The organism is Amycolatopsis sp. NPDC050768 (genome assembly GCF_040654155.1).
Lineage (GTDB): Bacteria > Actinomycetota > Actinomycetes > Mycobacteriales > Pseudonocardiaceae > Amycolatopsis.
On the sequence record NZ_JBFAHL010000011.1, the window covers coordinates 318,660 to 333,504 of the forward strand.

Sequence of the window (14,845 nt, forward strand, 5' to 3'; positions counted from 1 at the left end):
GCCCGCGCGATCACGGGATCTTCCGCAGGAGTTCGTCGAGTGCGCGCCGGGCCTGCTGCCCGTCGTGCTCGCGGTGTTGCTGGTGGTAGAGCTCCACCGCTTGGCGCAGGCTCTTCACCGCGAGGTCGTGGCGGCCCAGCTTCTCGTAGGCCGCGCCGAGCGTGAGCAGGGTGTCCGGGATGGAGAACATCTCGTCCCCGAACAGCGCCAGCGCCTCCTCGAGGTAGGCGATGGCCCCGTCCAGGTTCCCGAGGCCGAGGTGGATGGTGCCGAGAGTGTCCAAAAGGGCCGGACGGATATTGTTCATGTGGGCCTCGTCGGCCAGCGCGAGGGCCTTTTCCGAGATTTCCAGGGCACTCTCGTACTGGCGCTCCAGCTGCAACGCCCAGGCCAGGTGGTTGCCGACCCACGCCCGGATCGCCGGCGGCAGCCCGGTGGCCAGCCGCCACGCGTCCGTGCTCAGCTCGACGGCCTCGGCGGTCCGCTGCGCCCGCACGGAGATCTCGGACCACGCGTTGAGGCTGAGCACGCGCTGCGACACGTCCCCGAGTTCCTCGGCGATGGTGAGCGCCACCTCGACGTGCTGGACGGCTTCCTCGTGCCGGCCGGTGCGGGTCAGGGCCTGCGCGATCACGCGGTGGGCCAGGCATTCGGAGCTGCGTTCCCCGAGGAGCTGGGCGGCGGCCAGCCCGTCGCGCCAGACGCCGATGGCGTGGTGCGCGTCGCCCTGGGTGGCGTAGAGCGAACTGCTGCCCCATGCCAGCTGCCACACGATCTTGTGCCACTCGCGCTCTTTCGCCACCGACCGGACGGCGCCGATGTTCTCGGCCTCCGTGTTCACCCACCGCTTGGCTTCGGTGCTGTCGCGCAGCGGCACGGGGGTGCACCCCGCGGGCAGCGGTACGGGGGTGATGGGCGGACGTCCGGCGTCGGCGAGGGTGACCGCGTGAACCAAGGTGTGGAGGTAAAAGCACGTGAGACGGTGGAGTGCTGACGTGATTTGTTCGTTGTCACGCGAAAGCTGTGCGAGTTCTCGCGCGTACGCACGAACCAGGTCGTGGAGGCGGAAGCGGCCCGGCTCGTGTTGCTGAACCAACGAAGCGCGTTCGAGAACTCGCAGCGCGGTCCGTGTCGCCGCATAGGTCTTGCCCGCGAGTGAGGCTGCGGCGTCGAGCGAGATGTCCGGGCCGGGGACGAGACCGAGGAGCGTGAACAGTTCCGCGGGCTCGCCCGCGAGCGCCGCCAGTGACGTCCGCAGCACGGCCCGGATGCTGAGGTCGGTGCCGATCTCCAGCGCGTTGAGGGTGGAGCCGGAGTCGACGAGCTCGTCGGCCAGCGCGGTGAGCGCGAACTCGGGGTGCTCCTGCGCCCGGCCGACGACGATGCTCAGCGCGAGCGGCAGGCCCCCGCACGCGTCGGCGAGCCGGGTGACGGCGGCGGGTTCCGCCGCTGTTCGCGACGGCCCCAGCCGCGAGACGAGCAGCTGCCGGGCCGCGGCGCCGTCGAGGACGTCGAGGGAGATGAGGTCGGCGTGGTGGCTCGAGACCAAAGTGGTCAGCCGGTTGCGGCTCGTGACCACCACCGGACACTGCGGGGTGCCCGGCAGCAGCGGCGTGACCTGGTCGGCGTCGAGCGCGTTGTCGATGACCACCAGTAGGCGTTTGTCCGCCACCAGGCTGCGGTAGAGACCGGTCATCGCGGCGAGGTCCTGCGGGACGGCCGCCGGCTTCACCCCGAGCGCGGAGAGGAACGCGCGCACGGCGGTCTCCGGCGGCACCCGGTCTCCGGACGGCGCGAACCCACGCAGGTCCACGAACAGCTGCCCGTCGGGGTACCGGCCGGCGTGGTCGTGCGCCCAGCGCAGCGCGAGACAGGTCTTGCCGACCCCGCCGGGGCCGACGATCACCGACACCGGAGCGTCCGCCAGCGCTTCGAGCTCCCGGTCGCGCCCGGTGAACGCGCGGGGCGGCGCGGGCAGCTGCCGCGGAACCGGCGGTGGCAGGCCGGGATCGTCGTCGGCGGAGCCGGGACGCGCGGGTCGATCGTCCACAGTGGCCTCGTCACGCAGGATCGCCTGGTACGCGGACCTCAGCGCGGGTCCGGGATCGACCCCGAGCTCCTCGGCCAGCAGCGTCTTCACCTTCTGGAAGTGCCGCAGCGCGTCGGCCTGGCGGCCGGTGCGGTGCAACGCGACCATGAGCTGGCCGGCGAGCCGTTCGTCGTACGGGTGGTGCTCGGCCCGGCTGGTGAGCGTCGACAGCACCTGCGCGTGGCGGCCGAGTTCGAGCTGCAGGTCCGTTCTGGCGAGCAGAACTTCCTCGCGTTCGGCCAGCAACGCCGTGCGGAACTCCCGCAGCCACGGGCTGTCCAGCCCCGCGAACGGTTCGCCCCGCCACAGGTCCAGCGCTTCGTCGTAGAACCCGACCTTCTCCTCGGCGTCCTCCGTGTGGCGGGCGCGACAGACCAGCCGCCGGAACCGGTGCACGTCGACGTGGTCGGGCTCGACGTCGAGCACATAACCGTGGCCCCGGCGCACGATCTGGTGTTCACCCGCCAGCGCCGTGCGCAGCCGGGTGAAGTAGCTGTGCACCATGCCCCGCGCGCTGCCCGGTGCTTCGTCGCCCCACACGCGGACCACGAGGTCGTCGAGCGAGACCGGCTGACCGGCCTCGAGCAACAGCGACACCAGGATGCCGCGCGGCCCCGCCGGACCGATCGGCTGAGGCTCCTCGCCCCGAACCACCTCGACGTTGCCAAGGAGCCGGAAGCCGAGAGACATCTGAGACCACCTCTGACCCGCTCCGCGCGAACATTCGCCACATCTTAAGCACGGCCGCCGAATGTCTCGCCCGACAGGTAACCGCAGCCCGCATACTAGTTCCGCGCCGTCGACGAATTCGGATCCGGAATTCTTATCATTCGATTAAGGAATGGGCCGCGTCGTGCCGCACGTGTTCGGTCGTGGCGGCTACATTCGCCAGGACGACTCGCGAAAGGAGCCCCGACATGGCCGCAAGAGCCCGGACTGTGGGCTTCACCGGCATCTGCCTGGGGTACTTCGCGATCATCCTCGACGGCAGCGTGCTCAACATCGCGGTGCCCGCGCTGCGCGACGACCTCAAGACGTCCCTGGCCTCGGTCCAGTGGGTGATCAACGCGTACACGCTCTGCCTCGCCGCGCTGCTGCTCACGGCGGGAGCCCTGGGTGACCGCTGGGGCCTGCGCCGGTGTTTCCTCTGGGGCACCACGATCTTCACCGCCGCTTCGCTGGCCTGCTCGCTCGCGCCGTCGGTGCACGTCCTCATCGCGGCCCGCGTGGTCCAGGGCGTGGGTGCGGCGGCGCTGCTGCCGGCGACGCTCGCGCTGATCCGCACGCTGTTCTCCGACGACGGCGAACGCGCCCGCGCCACGGCCATCTGGGTGTCCACCGGCGCGATCTCCACCGCGGTGGGACCGATGGTCGGCGGGCTGCTGATCGACGCGTTCGGCTGGCGCAGCATCTTCCTGATCAACCTGCCCATCGGCGTCGCCGCGATCCTGCTGGCGCGGGCCGGGATCACGGAGGCGCCGCGGCACGAGCGCAAGGTCGACCACGCCGGGCAGCTCACGGCGGTGGCCGCGCTCGGACTGATCACCGCGGGCGTGATCGTGAGCGGCAGCACCGGCTGGAGCTCCCCGCTCAGCCTCGGCCTGCTGGCCGGCGGCCTCCTGTCCGCCGCCGCGTTCTGGCTGGTCGAACGCCGGGTCGCGCAGCCGATGCTGCCGAGAGGGTTCTTCTCGGTCCGGGTGCGCTCGGTCGCGGTGGCGAGCGCGGCGTTCATGGGGTTCCTCTTTTACGGCACGCTTTTCGTGATGTCGCTGTACTTCCAGCAGGTCCGCGGGTGGTCGGCGGGCGAGGCCGGGATCGCGCTCCTGCCGCTCACGGTCGGGTCGACGATCGGCTCGCTCGTGCTTTACCGGCCGCTGTCCCGGCGGTTCGGCAACCCCGTGGCGCTGCTGACCGGCTTCGCCTGCTGCGCGTCCGGCGTCGCCGTGCTGCTGATCTTCACCGGGGCAACGGCGTACGTGCCGGTCGCGGCCGGCCTGCTGCTGGTCGGGGTGTCGAGCACGATCGCGTTCTCCGCGCTCACGTCGCTGCTGGTGCCGAGCGTGCCGGTGCACCAGTCGGGTGTCGCGTCCGGTGTGCAGAACACGAGCCGGCAGTCGGGCGCGCTGATGTCGGTGTCGGTGCTGGGCGCGATCCTGAACACGGCGGCGTTCACGGCGCGGCTGCCGATCGCGTTGAGCGTCCTCGCCGCGGTGGTCGTGCTCGCTCTGGTCTCGGCCGGGTTCGCGACGCGGCCCGCCCGCTGAACCGTTGTCCGTTCGAGCAACGAAATCGGCCCGTGCGATCAAGATCGGCGTGGGCCGGTTCACCCGGCGGGGCCGCCGGGTAGCCAGGAGCCGACTCGGACGAAGGGAAGTTCTCATGTCGGCTGGCACTCGGTGGCACGTGGTCCCGCGAACCGCGGGGCTGTGCGTGCTCTGGCTCCTCATCGGCCTCGCGCTGGCAGTTCAGGCCGTGCTGGTGCTCAGCACGAGCACGGTCGGCCGGCCCGCGCTGGAAGTCGTCGTGGCCGTGCTGGGCGTGATCCTGATGGGGTGCTCGATCGCGGGGCTGGTGTCCCCGCGCCTGCGCGGCCGGTGAGCTACTGGTCGAGCACGACGTCGGTCACCGGCCGGGCGCAGCAGACGAGGATCCGTCCGGCCGGGGGCAGTTCGAGCGGCGCCGGGTCGTACGTCGTCGTCCCGGCGAGCAGCGGGGTGTCGCAGGTGTGGCAGACGCCGCTGCGGCAGGCCCAGCGCGTGGGCACCGCACAAGCTTCGGCCAGCTCCAGCAGGGTTTTCGCGTCGTCGCGCCACCGGACCGTGAGGCCGCTGCGGGCGAAGGTGACGGCGGGACCGGTTCCGGGCGGGCCGTCCGGCTGGTGCGGTGCGACGGTGCCGGCTCCGCGAACGCCGGGGTTGATCGCGGTGAGGGCGCCAAAGAGTTCCGTGTGGACGTCGGCGCAAACCAGGGCTTCGCGGACGTCGTCCATGAAGCCCTGCGGGCCGCAGACGTACGCGGTCGCGTCGGCCGGCAGGGCGAGTTCCTTCAGCGTCCGGCCGGTCACACGCCGTCCGTCGGCGCCGGATTCCGGCCGGGTGTGGAAGAAGTGCGCGTGACTCTTCGGCAGTTTTGCGAGCAGTCCGCGGACTTCGAGCTCGAACGCCTGGTCCGCCGCGTTCCGGGCCGTCTGGATCCACCAGACCTCGCGCTCGGGTTCCTCGGCGGCGAGCTGGTGCAGCATCGCCAGGACCGGGGTGACGCCGACGCCGGCGGACAGCAGCACGACCGGGCCGGAACCCGGCTCCAGCACGAAGTCGCCGCGCGGCGCCGCCACGTCGAGGGTGTCGCCGGCCTTCAGCACGTCGTGCACGTACGTGCTCGCGGCGCCGTCGCGCTTCACGCTGATGCGGTAGCCCTCGATCGTCGAGAGCGAATAGCTGCGGACCAGCGGAGTTCCGTCGGCGCGGGGCAGCCGGACGGTGAGGTACTGACCGGGCCGCGCGGCCGGGAGGGTTTCGCCGGGCGCGTCGAGGTACACGGACGTGATGGTCGCGCTCTCACGTACGAGCTTCGCCACGGTGAGCGGCCGGAACCCGGTCCAGCCCGGACCCGAGGGCTTCTCGGCCGGGCAGAGCAGGTCCCGGAACGACTGGCGCCAGCCGGGGCTGAGCGCGGGGATGTCGACGGCGGATTCGAGGGCTTCGGTGGTGCGGTTCGGGGTGTAGAGCAGGGCGTCGACATCGGCGACGGTCATCTCGTGCGGCCCGCGCCGCGTCCGCACGATCTCGTCGCCGGACCGCACGTGGCCCTCTTTGAGCACCCGGAAGTAGAACCCCGGCCGCCCGTGGAACACGAGCAGCGACGGCAGCTCCGGCTCGTTCAGGCGCATGCCGACGCGGAAGCACGTGACCCGCGGCTGCGTCACCTCGAACTCCGCCTCGCCGATGCGGTAGCGGTCGCCGACGCAGACCTCGTCGTCGGGCAGGCCGGTGACGGTGAAGTTCTCGCCGAACTGCCCGAACTCGTAGCTGTCGTGCCCGAAGTACGCCTGCCAGTACTCGATCGATTCCAGCTGGTAGACGAAAACTGCCCGCTGCTCGCCGCCGTGGCCGTACGGGTCGCCCTGTCCGTCGCCGTCGACGTTGAGCCTCCGCACCATCCGGGGACCGCTGACCGCGCTCTTCCAGATGCCGGTGTGGACGATCCTGCCGTTCCACTCGACGTCCTTGGGCATTCCCACGTTGACCGACACCAGCGTTGGCACTCGGGCTCCTTCCTCGATGGCGCCAAACTACTGCGGGACGCGTTTTCCCCGGAGCGGGGAAATGGTCACGTCACATGAAATTTCTGGAGGATCTTGTTAGATTTTCCGAATGACAACGCTGCGCGCCCTGGAATGTCTGGTCGCCCTCGTGGAAGAGGGTTCGGTGACGCGTGCCGCGGCCTCGTTGCAGATGTCGCAGCCCGCGCTCTCGCACCAGCTCGCCTCGCTCGAACGCGAGATAGGTACCCCGATGGTGCAGAAGATGGGCCGCGGCGTGCGGGTGACCGCGGCGGGCCACGCGGTCGCGGAAGAGGCGCGGGTGGCGTTGAAGGCGTCCGAACGCGCGGTGCGCGTGGGCCGCCAGATCGGCTCCGGAGGCGCGGGCCGGCTGCGGATCGCCTGCGCGGAGACGATGACGGCATGGCTGCTCGTGCCGGTGCTGCGGCACTGGCGGGCGCGCCGGTCCGAAGTGCTCATCGAGCTCAGCGAGCACACGAGTTCCGACCGGATGGTGGATCTCGTGGCCTCGGGCGAGGTCGACGTCGCCGTGGGGCCGCGGCCGTCCGAGACCGCTGAGCACCTCGAGGTGCTCGGCGAGGAGGAGGTGGTGGTCGTCGCGCCGGCGGGCCACCCGTTCGCCGAACGCCTGTCGGTGCCGTTCGCGGATCTCGCGGCGGAGCCGTTCGTCCACTTCGTGAGCGACAACGGGTTGTCCGTGTGGCTCGACCAGCTCGCCGCGGAACACGGCGTGGTGCTGGATCCCGTGCTGCGGACCAGGAGCCCGCGCACGGCCGCGCAGCTCGCGGCCGCGGGAATGGGCGTGACGATCGTGCCCGTCTCCGCGCTGCCGGCTCGCCCGCCGGGTGTGGTGCGGCGGCTGGATCCCTTGGTGGAGCGGGAGATCGTGGTGGTGGTCGCGTCGCCGTCGGACTCGCTGGTCGAGCTGTTCGTGGGCGATCTGCGTCGGCGTGGGTTGCCGGGTGGCCGCCCCTCACGCGCAAACTGAGAGTGTGACGGAATTCTTTCGGTCTCGGCGACGCGGGTTTCGCACCGCCTGACGCGGCTACCTTGGCGGTCGACCTGGTTGTCGACCGGGAACGCGAGGTGGGTTCGCGGGCGCGGACCGACACCGGACTCTCTTCTCCCGCAAGGATTCTCACGGCTTCGTGTGGTCCGGCGCGCGTTCCCCCGAACACGGAAGAAGCGCGTACGTGGATCAGCTGCAGGCTTATGTACTCGACGTCGACGGGACCGACATCCAAGCGGAGGGCGCGCGGCTGCGCGAAGGCGGCTCGGCGGTGGCGGTGGAGCTGCCGGGCGGAGTCCGCGCCTGGGCGGTCGGCCACGCCGGCACGCTGAAGTCCCTCCTGACCGACAGCAGAGTGTCCAAGGACCCGCACCAGCACTGGGCCGCGTGGAAGGAAGACCGCATCGCCGCCGACTGGCCGCTGCGGCTCTGGGTGTCGGTGCAGAACATGTTCACCGCCTACGGAAGCGACCACCGGCGGCTGCGCTCGCTGGTCGCGTCGGGCTTCACCGCGAAGCGGACGATGGAGCTCAAGCCGTGGGTCGAACGCATCACGGCGACGCTGCTCGACGAGGTGGCCTCGCTGGGCCGCACGAACGGTGTCGTCGACATGCGAGCGGCCTTCGCGTATCAGCTGCCCGTGGAGGTCATCTGCCGGCTGTTCGGTGTGGACGACTCGCAGCGCGCCGGCCTGCGCAAGGTGGTGGACACCGTCTTCGACACGACGACCACCCCCGAAGCCGCGCAGGCCAATGCCGAGGACATGTACCGGATCCTCACGGGCCTGGCCGAGCAGAAGCGCGCGCAGCCCGGCGACGACGTGACGAGCGCGATCATCCAGGCCGACTCCGACCGCTTCGGCCGGCTCACCGACGCCGAGGTCGTCGACACACTCATTCTCATGTTGACCGCCGGGCACGAGACGACCGTGAACCTGCTGGACCAGGCCGTGACGGCGATGCTCACGCACCCGGAGCAGCTCGCGCTCGTGCGGTCCGGCGAACGCACGTGGAGCGACGTCGTCGAGGAAACCCTGCGGTGGCAGGCTCCCGTGGCGTACCTGCCGCTGCGGTACGCGGTGGCGGACATCGACCTGGGTGACGTCGTGATCCCCGAGGGGGACGCGATCCTCGCCGCTTACGCCGCGGCCGGGCGTGACGAGGCGGAGTACGGCGAGACCGCGGGCGAGTTCGACATCACGCGCGGGGTGAAGCAGCACCTGGCGTTCGGGCACGGGATCCACCACTGCCTCGGTGCCCCACTGGCGCGGCTCGAGGCGACGACGGCGTTGCGGATGTTGTTCGAGCGGTTCCCGGACCTGGCGTTCGCGGAGCCGTCGACGCGGTTGGTGCCGATGAGCTCGTTCCTGTCCAACGGTCACGCGGAGCTGCCGGTGCGGCTGGGGCGCGACGCGTCTGTCTGATCTCAGCAGTGGTGGCCTCGATTCCGAGCGGAATCGAGGCCACCGTGGTGTTCTTTTGGCTCAGGTCAGGGGTTCGCCGCCGTCGACGCGCAGGGTCACGCCGGTCAGGAACGGGTTCGTCATCGCGAACAGCACGGCCGACGCGATGTCGTCGACGGTGCCGATGCGCCGGGCCGGATTGTGCGTGCGGAAGTGCTCGAAGTAGGCGGCTTTGCCTTCTTCGCCCATGGCGTCCCAGATGCCGGTGTCGATGACGCCCGGGGAGATCGCGTTCACGCGGATCGGCGCGAGCTCCAGCGACAGCGAGCGGGTGAGGAAGTCGGCCGCGCCGTTGGTGATGGCGACGCCGAGGAAGCCGACCGCGGGCTTGAACGCGGCCACACCGGAGAAAAGTGTGAAGGAACCGCCTTCGGCGAGGTGTGGGGCGAAGTGCTTGGCCAGCATGACGGGCCCGATGACCTTGGTGTCGAACGAGCGGCGCAGCGCGTCGCGGTCCAGCTCTTCGAGGCGGCCGCGGGCTCGCGACGACGCCGTGGTGACGAGGTGGTCGACCGAGCCCAGGCGTTCGGCCAGTGCGGTGATGGACGCGTCGACGGTGACGTCGACCTCTTCGGCGCGGATGCCTTCGTCGTCGTAGGCCTGCTCCAGTTTGGCCTTGTCGCGGCCCGCGACCACGACCTGGGCGCCCTCGGCACGCGCGGCGAGCGTGACCGCCCGGGCGATGCCGCTCGGTCGTCCGATGACCAGAACCGTGCGATTCTCCAGCGCTGTCTCCACGACCGTCCCTCCCGTGCTCCTCTGTGGACTCTTCCACCGTACGGTCCCGGCGCGTCCGGGAGCCATCGATGTTATGGCAGGTCAGGTGAGGTTTTGCGCATGGATCTCTTTCAACCATTAGGTGAGTTGCCGGTCGTCGACCTTGATCGAATGAGTGGCTGAAAGTACGGGTCTTGCGTTGCGGTGACTAATGGGTATAACGTCATCGTATACGTTAGTCAGGCGGCGGGCAGGACGAGGAAGGACACGGCGGCCGGAGTCAGGCAAAAGCCGCGCGAAACATTCGCCGGCTCTCGCTCACGGGCACAAAACTTTCATGGAGCGGGCCGTGCCCCCGGCCTACGCTTCCTCGCGGGACTGTTCAAAGGAGACACATTCATGTCCGAATCCCTCAAGGGACGCAAGGTTCTCGTCGTCGGCCGCGGCAGTGGCATCGCCCGGGCCGTGGTGCTCGCGGTGCGCGCCGCCGGCGCGGAGGTCGTCGTCGCGGGTCGCGACGAGGAGAAACTCAAGGGCGCGTACGACGATCCGGGTATCTCGGTCGAAACGGTCGACCTGACCGACGAGGCCAGCGTGGCCGCGCTCGCCGAGCGCCTCGGGCAGGTCGACCACGTCGTGTCCACGGCGTCGGCTCGCGCCCGTGGCCTGGTCGGCGACCTCGCGCTGGGCACGATCGCGCTTTCGTTCGAGACCAAGGTCATCGGGCCGATCCTGTTGGCGAAGCACCTTGCCCCGAAGATGCCGGCCGACGGCTCGATGGTGATCTTCTCCGGCGCGACGGCCCGCAAGCCGTCGATCGGGATGCTGGCCGTCGCCGCCACCAACGGTGCGGTCGACTCGCTCACCAAGGCGCTCGCGGTGGAGCTCGCGCCGATCCGCGTCAACGCCGTCTCGCCGGGCACGATCGACACGGGCGCGTACGACGCGCTCGGCGACGAGAAGAAGGCCGCGCTCTTCGCGCAGCGTTCGGCGAGCAACCCCGCACGGCGGATCGGGACGTCGGAGGACATCGCCGACGCCGTGATCTTCGCGCTGACCAACGGGTTCGTGACCGGGGTGTCGCTGGGCGTCGACGGTGGCGAGCCGCTGGTGTGACACTGTCCTCAGTGGACAGAAGTTGAACGTGCGCATCTCGGGTTACCACGAGGCGGCCTGGCGCGTGTCGGACACCGATCCGTGCGGGAGAACGCCGGCCTGGCTCCGGTCGCGTCGAGGGGAACGAAACGATGAAGGGAGGTTCGTAATGCCACTACCGTGGTTGCTCGCTGCGCAGCCGGAGGTGTTCCGAGGCAAGTTCCTCGTGCCCGACGCGTTGCCGGATCGCCTGTCGTACCGCGAACCCTTGCGGCGCAGGCTGCGGGTGCGGTTCGCGGGGGAGTGGATCGCGGACAGTGAGGACGCGATTCTCCTGCACACGCCGGGGCGGTTCCCCGTCGCGTACTTCCCGGCTACGGACGTTCGAGTGGAGGTCCTGGAGTTCCGGCAGCGGACGACGCTGCACCCGGATCTCGGGAAGACGGCGTGGTTCGCCGTCCGCGTCGGGGACCGGGTTCACGAGGGCGCGGCCTGGCAGCACGTGCGTCCGCCGGCTCACGCCGCGGAGTTCGCGAACCTCGTCGCCTTCTCGTGGCGGGCGATGGACGGGTTCCAGGAGGAGGACGAGCCCGTCACCGCTCACGCGGCGGACCCGTACCACCGCATCGACGTGCGGAACGCCTCGCGTGAGGTCCTGGTCGAAATGGACGGACGGGTGGTCGCGAAGTCGCGCCGCTCGCGGGTGTTGTACGAATCGGACCGGGAGCCGCAGTGGTACTTGCCGCGTGCGGACGTCGACGAGACCGCGTTGTCCGAGGAGACCTTGCGAACTCGGTGTCCGTACAAGGGGGTTGCGACGTACTACGCCATCGGTGGTCGGTCCGGGGCCGCGTGGTCCTATGCGGACGCGCCGGCCGAGTCGGCGGCGGTCGCCGGGTTCGTCGCGTTCGACCCGAACAAGCTCGGGGTGTACGTCGACGGCAAGCGGCTGCACCACATGCTCGGCCGGGGCGGAGCGAAGGCGGGTCTCGATCGGGCGTTCGCTTCAGGATCTTGAGGCCGAGACGCTGAGGCCAGGAAGTTCAGGTCAGGAAGTTCGGGCCAGGACGTTGAGGTCAGGGCGCTGAGGCCGGAACGCCGTGGTCAGCGGCCCTCCGCGAACAGCCGTTCGCAGTGGTCGAGGAACGCCTGCGCGCGATGCGTGAGTGGACCCCCGGCCGGCCAGCCCATGATGACGGGCGTCGAAGGTGCCTTTTCGCACAACGGAAGTGCGATCACTGCCAAGCCTTCGTAGGAATACGACAGCGCGGGTTGCTGGACGGTCATCGAGTAGCCGAGACCACGGGCGACAAGCGACCGCGCGAGTTCGAAACTTCGCGCCCGGTGTGTCGGCACCATCGCCAGATGTGCGGACTCGAACACGGCGCGGAAGTAGCGCTCGCTCGGTGGCACGTCGAGCAGGATGAAGGGCTCGTCGGCCAGCTCCCCGAGCGACAGCGACTCACGGCCGGCCAGCCGGTGGTTGCCAGGCAGGAGGATCGCCGGCTGCTGGTCGTACAAGGTCCGGAAGGTGATCGCGGGGTAGACGTCCTGTTCGTAGAGGAACGCGATCTCACACCGCCCGTCGAGCAGGTGGTCCTGGATCTCGGGCAAGCTGCCTTCGACGAAGCGCACCGAGACGTCCGGATGATCGTTTTCGAACGTCGCGATGGCGGCCGGCAAGTGGAACGGCGCGATCGGGCCGTAGCAGCCGACGACCAGCGTGCCGCTCACGTCCTGGCCCAGGCCCCGGGCTTCCACGCCGAGGTCGCTCATGGCCCCGACCACCCGCCGCGCGTCGGCGAGCACCTGCTTGCCGGCCGCGGTGAGCGAAGCACCACGCCGGGGTGAGCGGATCACCAGCCGCAGGCCTAGGGCGCGTTCCACCTCGGTGAGGGCCAGTGAAATGGCGGCCTGCGAGACGTGGCAGCGGGTGGCCGCGGTGGTGAGCGAACCCGTTTCGGCGACGGCGATCAGGTATTCGAGCTGCCGGATCGTCACGTTCGGCAGATTCATGAGCTCAGCATATAACTGGGCTCAGTTCTTCAAGCTGGACTCGGTATTCGCTGGTTGGCAGTGTGGCTGGGGTGACTCAGACGCGGAAGCACCGATACCCGTTCGTGCCGTATGCCCCGCAGCGGCTGCCCGTCGACGAGGGGTTGCGCCGAGGTGCCGAGTTCCACCGGCACCTGGATCGGCGGCGGTCGGTGCGCTGGTTCTCGCCCGACCCCGTGCCGGTCGAGGCGATCGAGCTCGCGGTGCGCGCGGCGAACACCGCACCCAGCGGCGCGCACCAGCAACCGTGGACGTTCGTCGCCACACAGGATGTGGTGGTGAAACACCAGATCCGGGTGGCCGCCGAACAGGAAGAGCAACGTTTCTACCGCGAGCGGGAGATCCCCGAGTGGCGCGCCGCGCTGGCACCGCTGGAAACGGACGAACACAAGGAGTTCCTGGAAGTCGCACCCTGGCTCGTGGTCGTGTTCGCGCAGAAACACCGGGTGTTGCCGAACGGACAGCTGCAGAAGACCTACTACGCGTCCGAGAGCGTCGGGATCGCTTGTGGTTTCTTCATCGCCGCACTGCACTCGATGGGGCTCACGACGTTGACACACACGCCGAACCCGATGGCGTTCCTCGGCCGGGTGCTGCACCGCCCGGCGACCGAGCGGCCCTACATTGTTTTCCCGGTGGGTTATCCGGCTGACGACTGCGAAGTCCCGGACCTCACCCGGAAATCGCTGTCCGAAGCGCTGGTGTTCGTCGGCGACTGAGCTGTCAGGCCAGGGTGATCGGATCGTCCAGGTGGAGCGTGCCCGGCCGCACGACCTCGGCGTACGCGCCCGCGCACGGCATGGCCTTGCCGAGGCCGGCGACATCGACGCGGTTGCCCGCCATCACCGCCCGCACCGCCTGCGGGTTGCGCGGCAGCGTGCCGTGGGCGAGCGACGGCACGGCGCATCGCGGCGTGGGCAGCGTGACCCGCAGCCGCGCACCCGTGCCGGCCTCGCCGAACTGGATTTCCTTGCCCAGCCAGTGGTTCTCGACGAACGCGCCGGTGCCGGGCGGGGTCGCGATGACGAGATTCGGCCGGTACCGGATGGCCTCGGTGTCGAGGTGATCCAGCGTCGCGGTGCTGATGAGGTGGATCGGGGAGTGGTCCACGAAGTTGTGGCCGGGCGTGCCCTGCCCGATCTGCAGCGTCTGTGCCGGAACCACGGCGCTCACGCCGTTGTCGAGCACGTCTTCCGGTGCCGGGCGCTCCACGGACGCGCCGTCGGGCCGGATTCCGGACACCGTGATCGCGCGGCCCAGCAGGTCCGACAGGCGCGAGCCGGCTTCGGGGTCGTCGGCGGCCAGCTTGGTGCCGTCGGGGAAGGTGATGAACACGCGGCCGTCGGTCTCGGCCGCGAGCTCCAGGAGGCGGCGCCACAGGCGCGGGTGCTTCGCCGTCGCGACGAAGCCGGTGTCGGAGTCGATCACGGCGAGCGTGCGGTCGCCGTCGAGACCGGCGGCGTCGACTCTTGCTTCGATGACTTCCTCGCCGAGCATCGATTTTACCGGGTAACGCCGCAACGCGACTACACGCACGTCTGCCTCCTCAGGGGTGTTCGGAACCGGACACGGGATGGTGGACGGCTGACGCGGTCGACGCGATGAGCACCCGCGCGGCGCGGGCCGACGTGTTGTGCAGCCGGTGCGTGCGGCCGGAGTCGAACTGGATGGAGTCGCCGGCCTTGAGCGAGATCTCCTCGTCGCCCAGGAGCAGTGCGACGGCGCCGGCGCGGACGTGGAGCCATTCCTCGCCGGTGTGGTGCACGGCGCCGGTTTCGGTGCCGGGCGGCAGTTCGAGCCCGACCACCGCGATGGTGGCGCGCGGCCCGCTGAGCACCTCGTAGCGGCCCTCGGCGTTTTCGTGCGCCACGCCCTGGCCGGCGCGCACGAGGTGGTAGTCCTCGTCGGGCTGGTCGGCCACGAGCTTGCCGATCGAGATGCCGTACGTGCGCGCGAGCTGCAGGAGGCTGCCGATCGAGGGCTGCCGTTCCCCGCGTTCGAGGCGCGACAGGTGGGCGACGGAGATCCCCGTGAGTTCCGCGAGGTGGGTGAGCGTGAGCCCGCGATCCGCGCGCAGCTGCTGGAGTCTGCGCGCGACCAGGCGGTCGATGTCGCTGTCGTCACCCATGATCGGAC

General features: G+C 69.9%; 13 protein-coding genes. 7 read left to right on the plus strand and 6 right to left on the minus strand.

The features are described 5' to 3' along the window. Window positions 1-10: 10 nt before the first annotated feature. Complete coding sequence (locus tag AB0H62_RS30745) at window positions 11-2,779, minus strand: BTAD domain-containing putative transcriptional regulator (RefSeq protein ID WP_360589854.1); 2,769 nt, start codon at window positions 2,777-2,779, stop codon at window positions 11-13. Between the two features lie 227 nt (window positions 2,780-3,006). Here AB0H62_RS30745 and AB0H62_RS30750 point away from each other — a divergent pair, with 227 nt between their 5' ends. Together AB0H62_RS30750 and AB0H62_RS30755 are read left to right on the plus strand one after the other, a co-directional pair. Further along, on the plus strand, window positions 3,007-4,353 hold the full coding sequence (locus tag AB0H62_RS30750) for an MFS transporter (RefSeq protein ID WP_360589856.1): 1,347 nt from the start codon (window positions 3,007-3,009) through the stop codon (window positions 4,351-4,353). 115 nt (window positions 4,354-4,468) lie between these two features. After that, window positions 4,469-4,687, plus strand: coding sequence for a hypothetical protein (locus AB0H62_RS30755; protein ID WP_220243323.1), 219 nt, complete (start codon window positions 4,469-4,471; stop codon window positions 4,685-4,687). A 1-nt stretch (window position 4,688) separates the two neighbouring features. Here the strand turns inward: AB0H62_RS30755 and AB0H62_RS30760 are convergent, their stop codons facing one another. Then, complete coding sequence (locus tag AB0H62_RS30760; protein WP_360589858.1) at window positions 4,689-6,353, minus strand: MOSC and FAD-binding oxidoreductase domain-containing protein; 1,665 nt, start codon at window positions 6,351-6,353, stop codon at window positions 4,689-4,691. Window positions 6,354-6,462: 109 nt separating this feature from the next. Between AB0H62_RS30760 and AB0H62_RS30765 the strand changes: the two genes are divergently transcribed. Continuing rightward, complete coding sequence (locus tag AB0H62_RS30765; RefSeq protein WP_220243321.1) at window positions 6,463-7,359, plus strand: LysR family transcriptional regulator; 897 nt, start codon at window positions 6,463-6,465, stop codon at window positions 7,357-7,359. Window positions 7,360-7,564: 205 nt separating this feature from the next. Further along, a complete protein-coding gene (locus AB0H62_RS30770) occupies window positions 7,565-8,803 on the plus strand; it encodes a cytochrome P450 (protein ID WP_360589861.1) in 1,239 nt (412 codons plus the stop codon). A 60-nt stretch (window positions 8,804-8,863) separates the two neighbouring features. Here AB0H62_RS30770 and AB0H62_RS30775 read toward each other — a convergent pair whose 3' ends face one another. Continuing rightward, complete coding sequence (locus AB0H62_RS30775) at window positions 8,864-9,580, minus strand: SDR family oxidoreductase (RefSeq protein WP_220243319.1); 717 nt, start codon at window positions 9,578-9,580, stop codon at window positions 8,864-8,866. A 378-nt stretch (window positions 9,581-9,958) separates the two neighbouring features. Between AB0H62_RS30775 and AB0H62_RS30780 the strand changes: the two genes are divergently transcribed. Continuing rightward, window positions 9,959-10,675, plus strand: coding sequence for an SDR family oxidoreductase (locus AB0H62_RS30780; RefSeq protein WP_360589863.1), 717 nt, complete (start codon window positions 9,959-9,961; stop codon window positions 10,673-10,675). A 148-nt stretch (window positions 10,676-10,823) separates the two neighbouring features. Beyond that, window positions 10,824-11,672, plus strand: coding sequence for a DUF427 domain-containing protein (locus tag AB0H62_RS30785; protein WP_360589865.1), 849 nt, complete (start codon window positions 10,824-10,826; stop codon window positions 11,670-11,672). An 86-nt stretch (window positions 11,673-11,758) separates the two neighbouring features. On the opposite strand, the gene AB0H62_RS30790 is transcribed toward AB0H62_RS30785, so the two are convergent. Beyond that, entirely contained in the window at window positions 11,759-12,670 is a 912-nt protein-coding gene (locus tag AB0H62_RS30790; RefSeq protein ID WP_220243316.1) for a LysR family transcriptional regulator, read from the minus strand. Between the two features lie 71 nt (window positions 12,671-12,741). Between AB0H62_RS30790 and AB0H62_RS30795 the strand changes: the two genes are divergently transcribed. Continuing rightward, the gene (locus tag AB0H62_RS30795) at window positions 12,742-13,428 is read left to right on the plus strand and encodes a nitroreductase family protein (RefSeq protein ID WP_360589867.1); all 687 of its coding nucleotides are present in this window, start codon (window positions 12,742-12,744) and stop codon (window positions 13,426-13,428) included. Between the two features lie 4 nt (window positions 13,429-13,432). Here AB0H62_RS30795 and AB0H62_RS30800 read toward each other — a convergent pair whose 3' ends face one another. Both AB0H62_RS30800 and AB0H62_RS30805 read right to left on the minus strand, forming a co-directional pair. Further along, complete coding sequence (locus tag AB0H62_RS30800; RefSeq protein WP_360589869.1) at window positions 13,433-14,245, minus strand: MOSC N-terminal beta barrel domain-containing protein; 813 nt, start codon at window positions 14,243-14,245, stop codon at window positions 13,433-13,435. A 10-nt stretch (window positions 14,246-14,255) separates the two neighbouring features. Continuing rightward, the gene (locus tag AB0H62_RS30805; RefSeq protein ID WP_360589871.1) at window positions 14,256-14,837 is read right to left on the minus strand and encodes a cupin domain-containing protein; all 582 of its coding nucleotides are present in this window, start codon (window positions 14,835-14,837) and stop codon (window positions 14,256-14,258) included. Window positions 14,838-14,845: the final 8 nt, after the last annotated feature.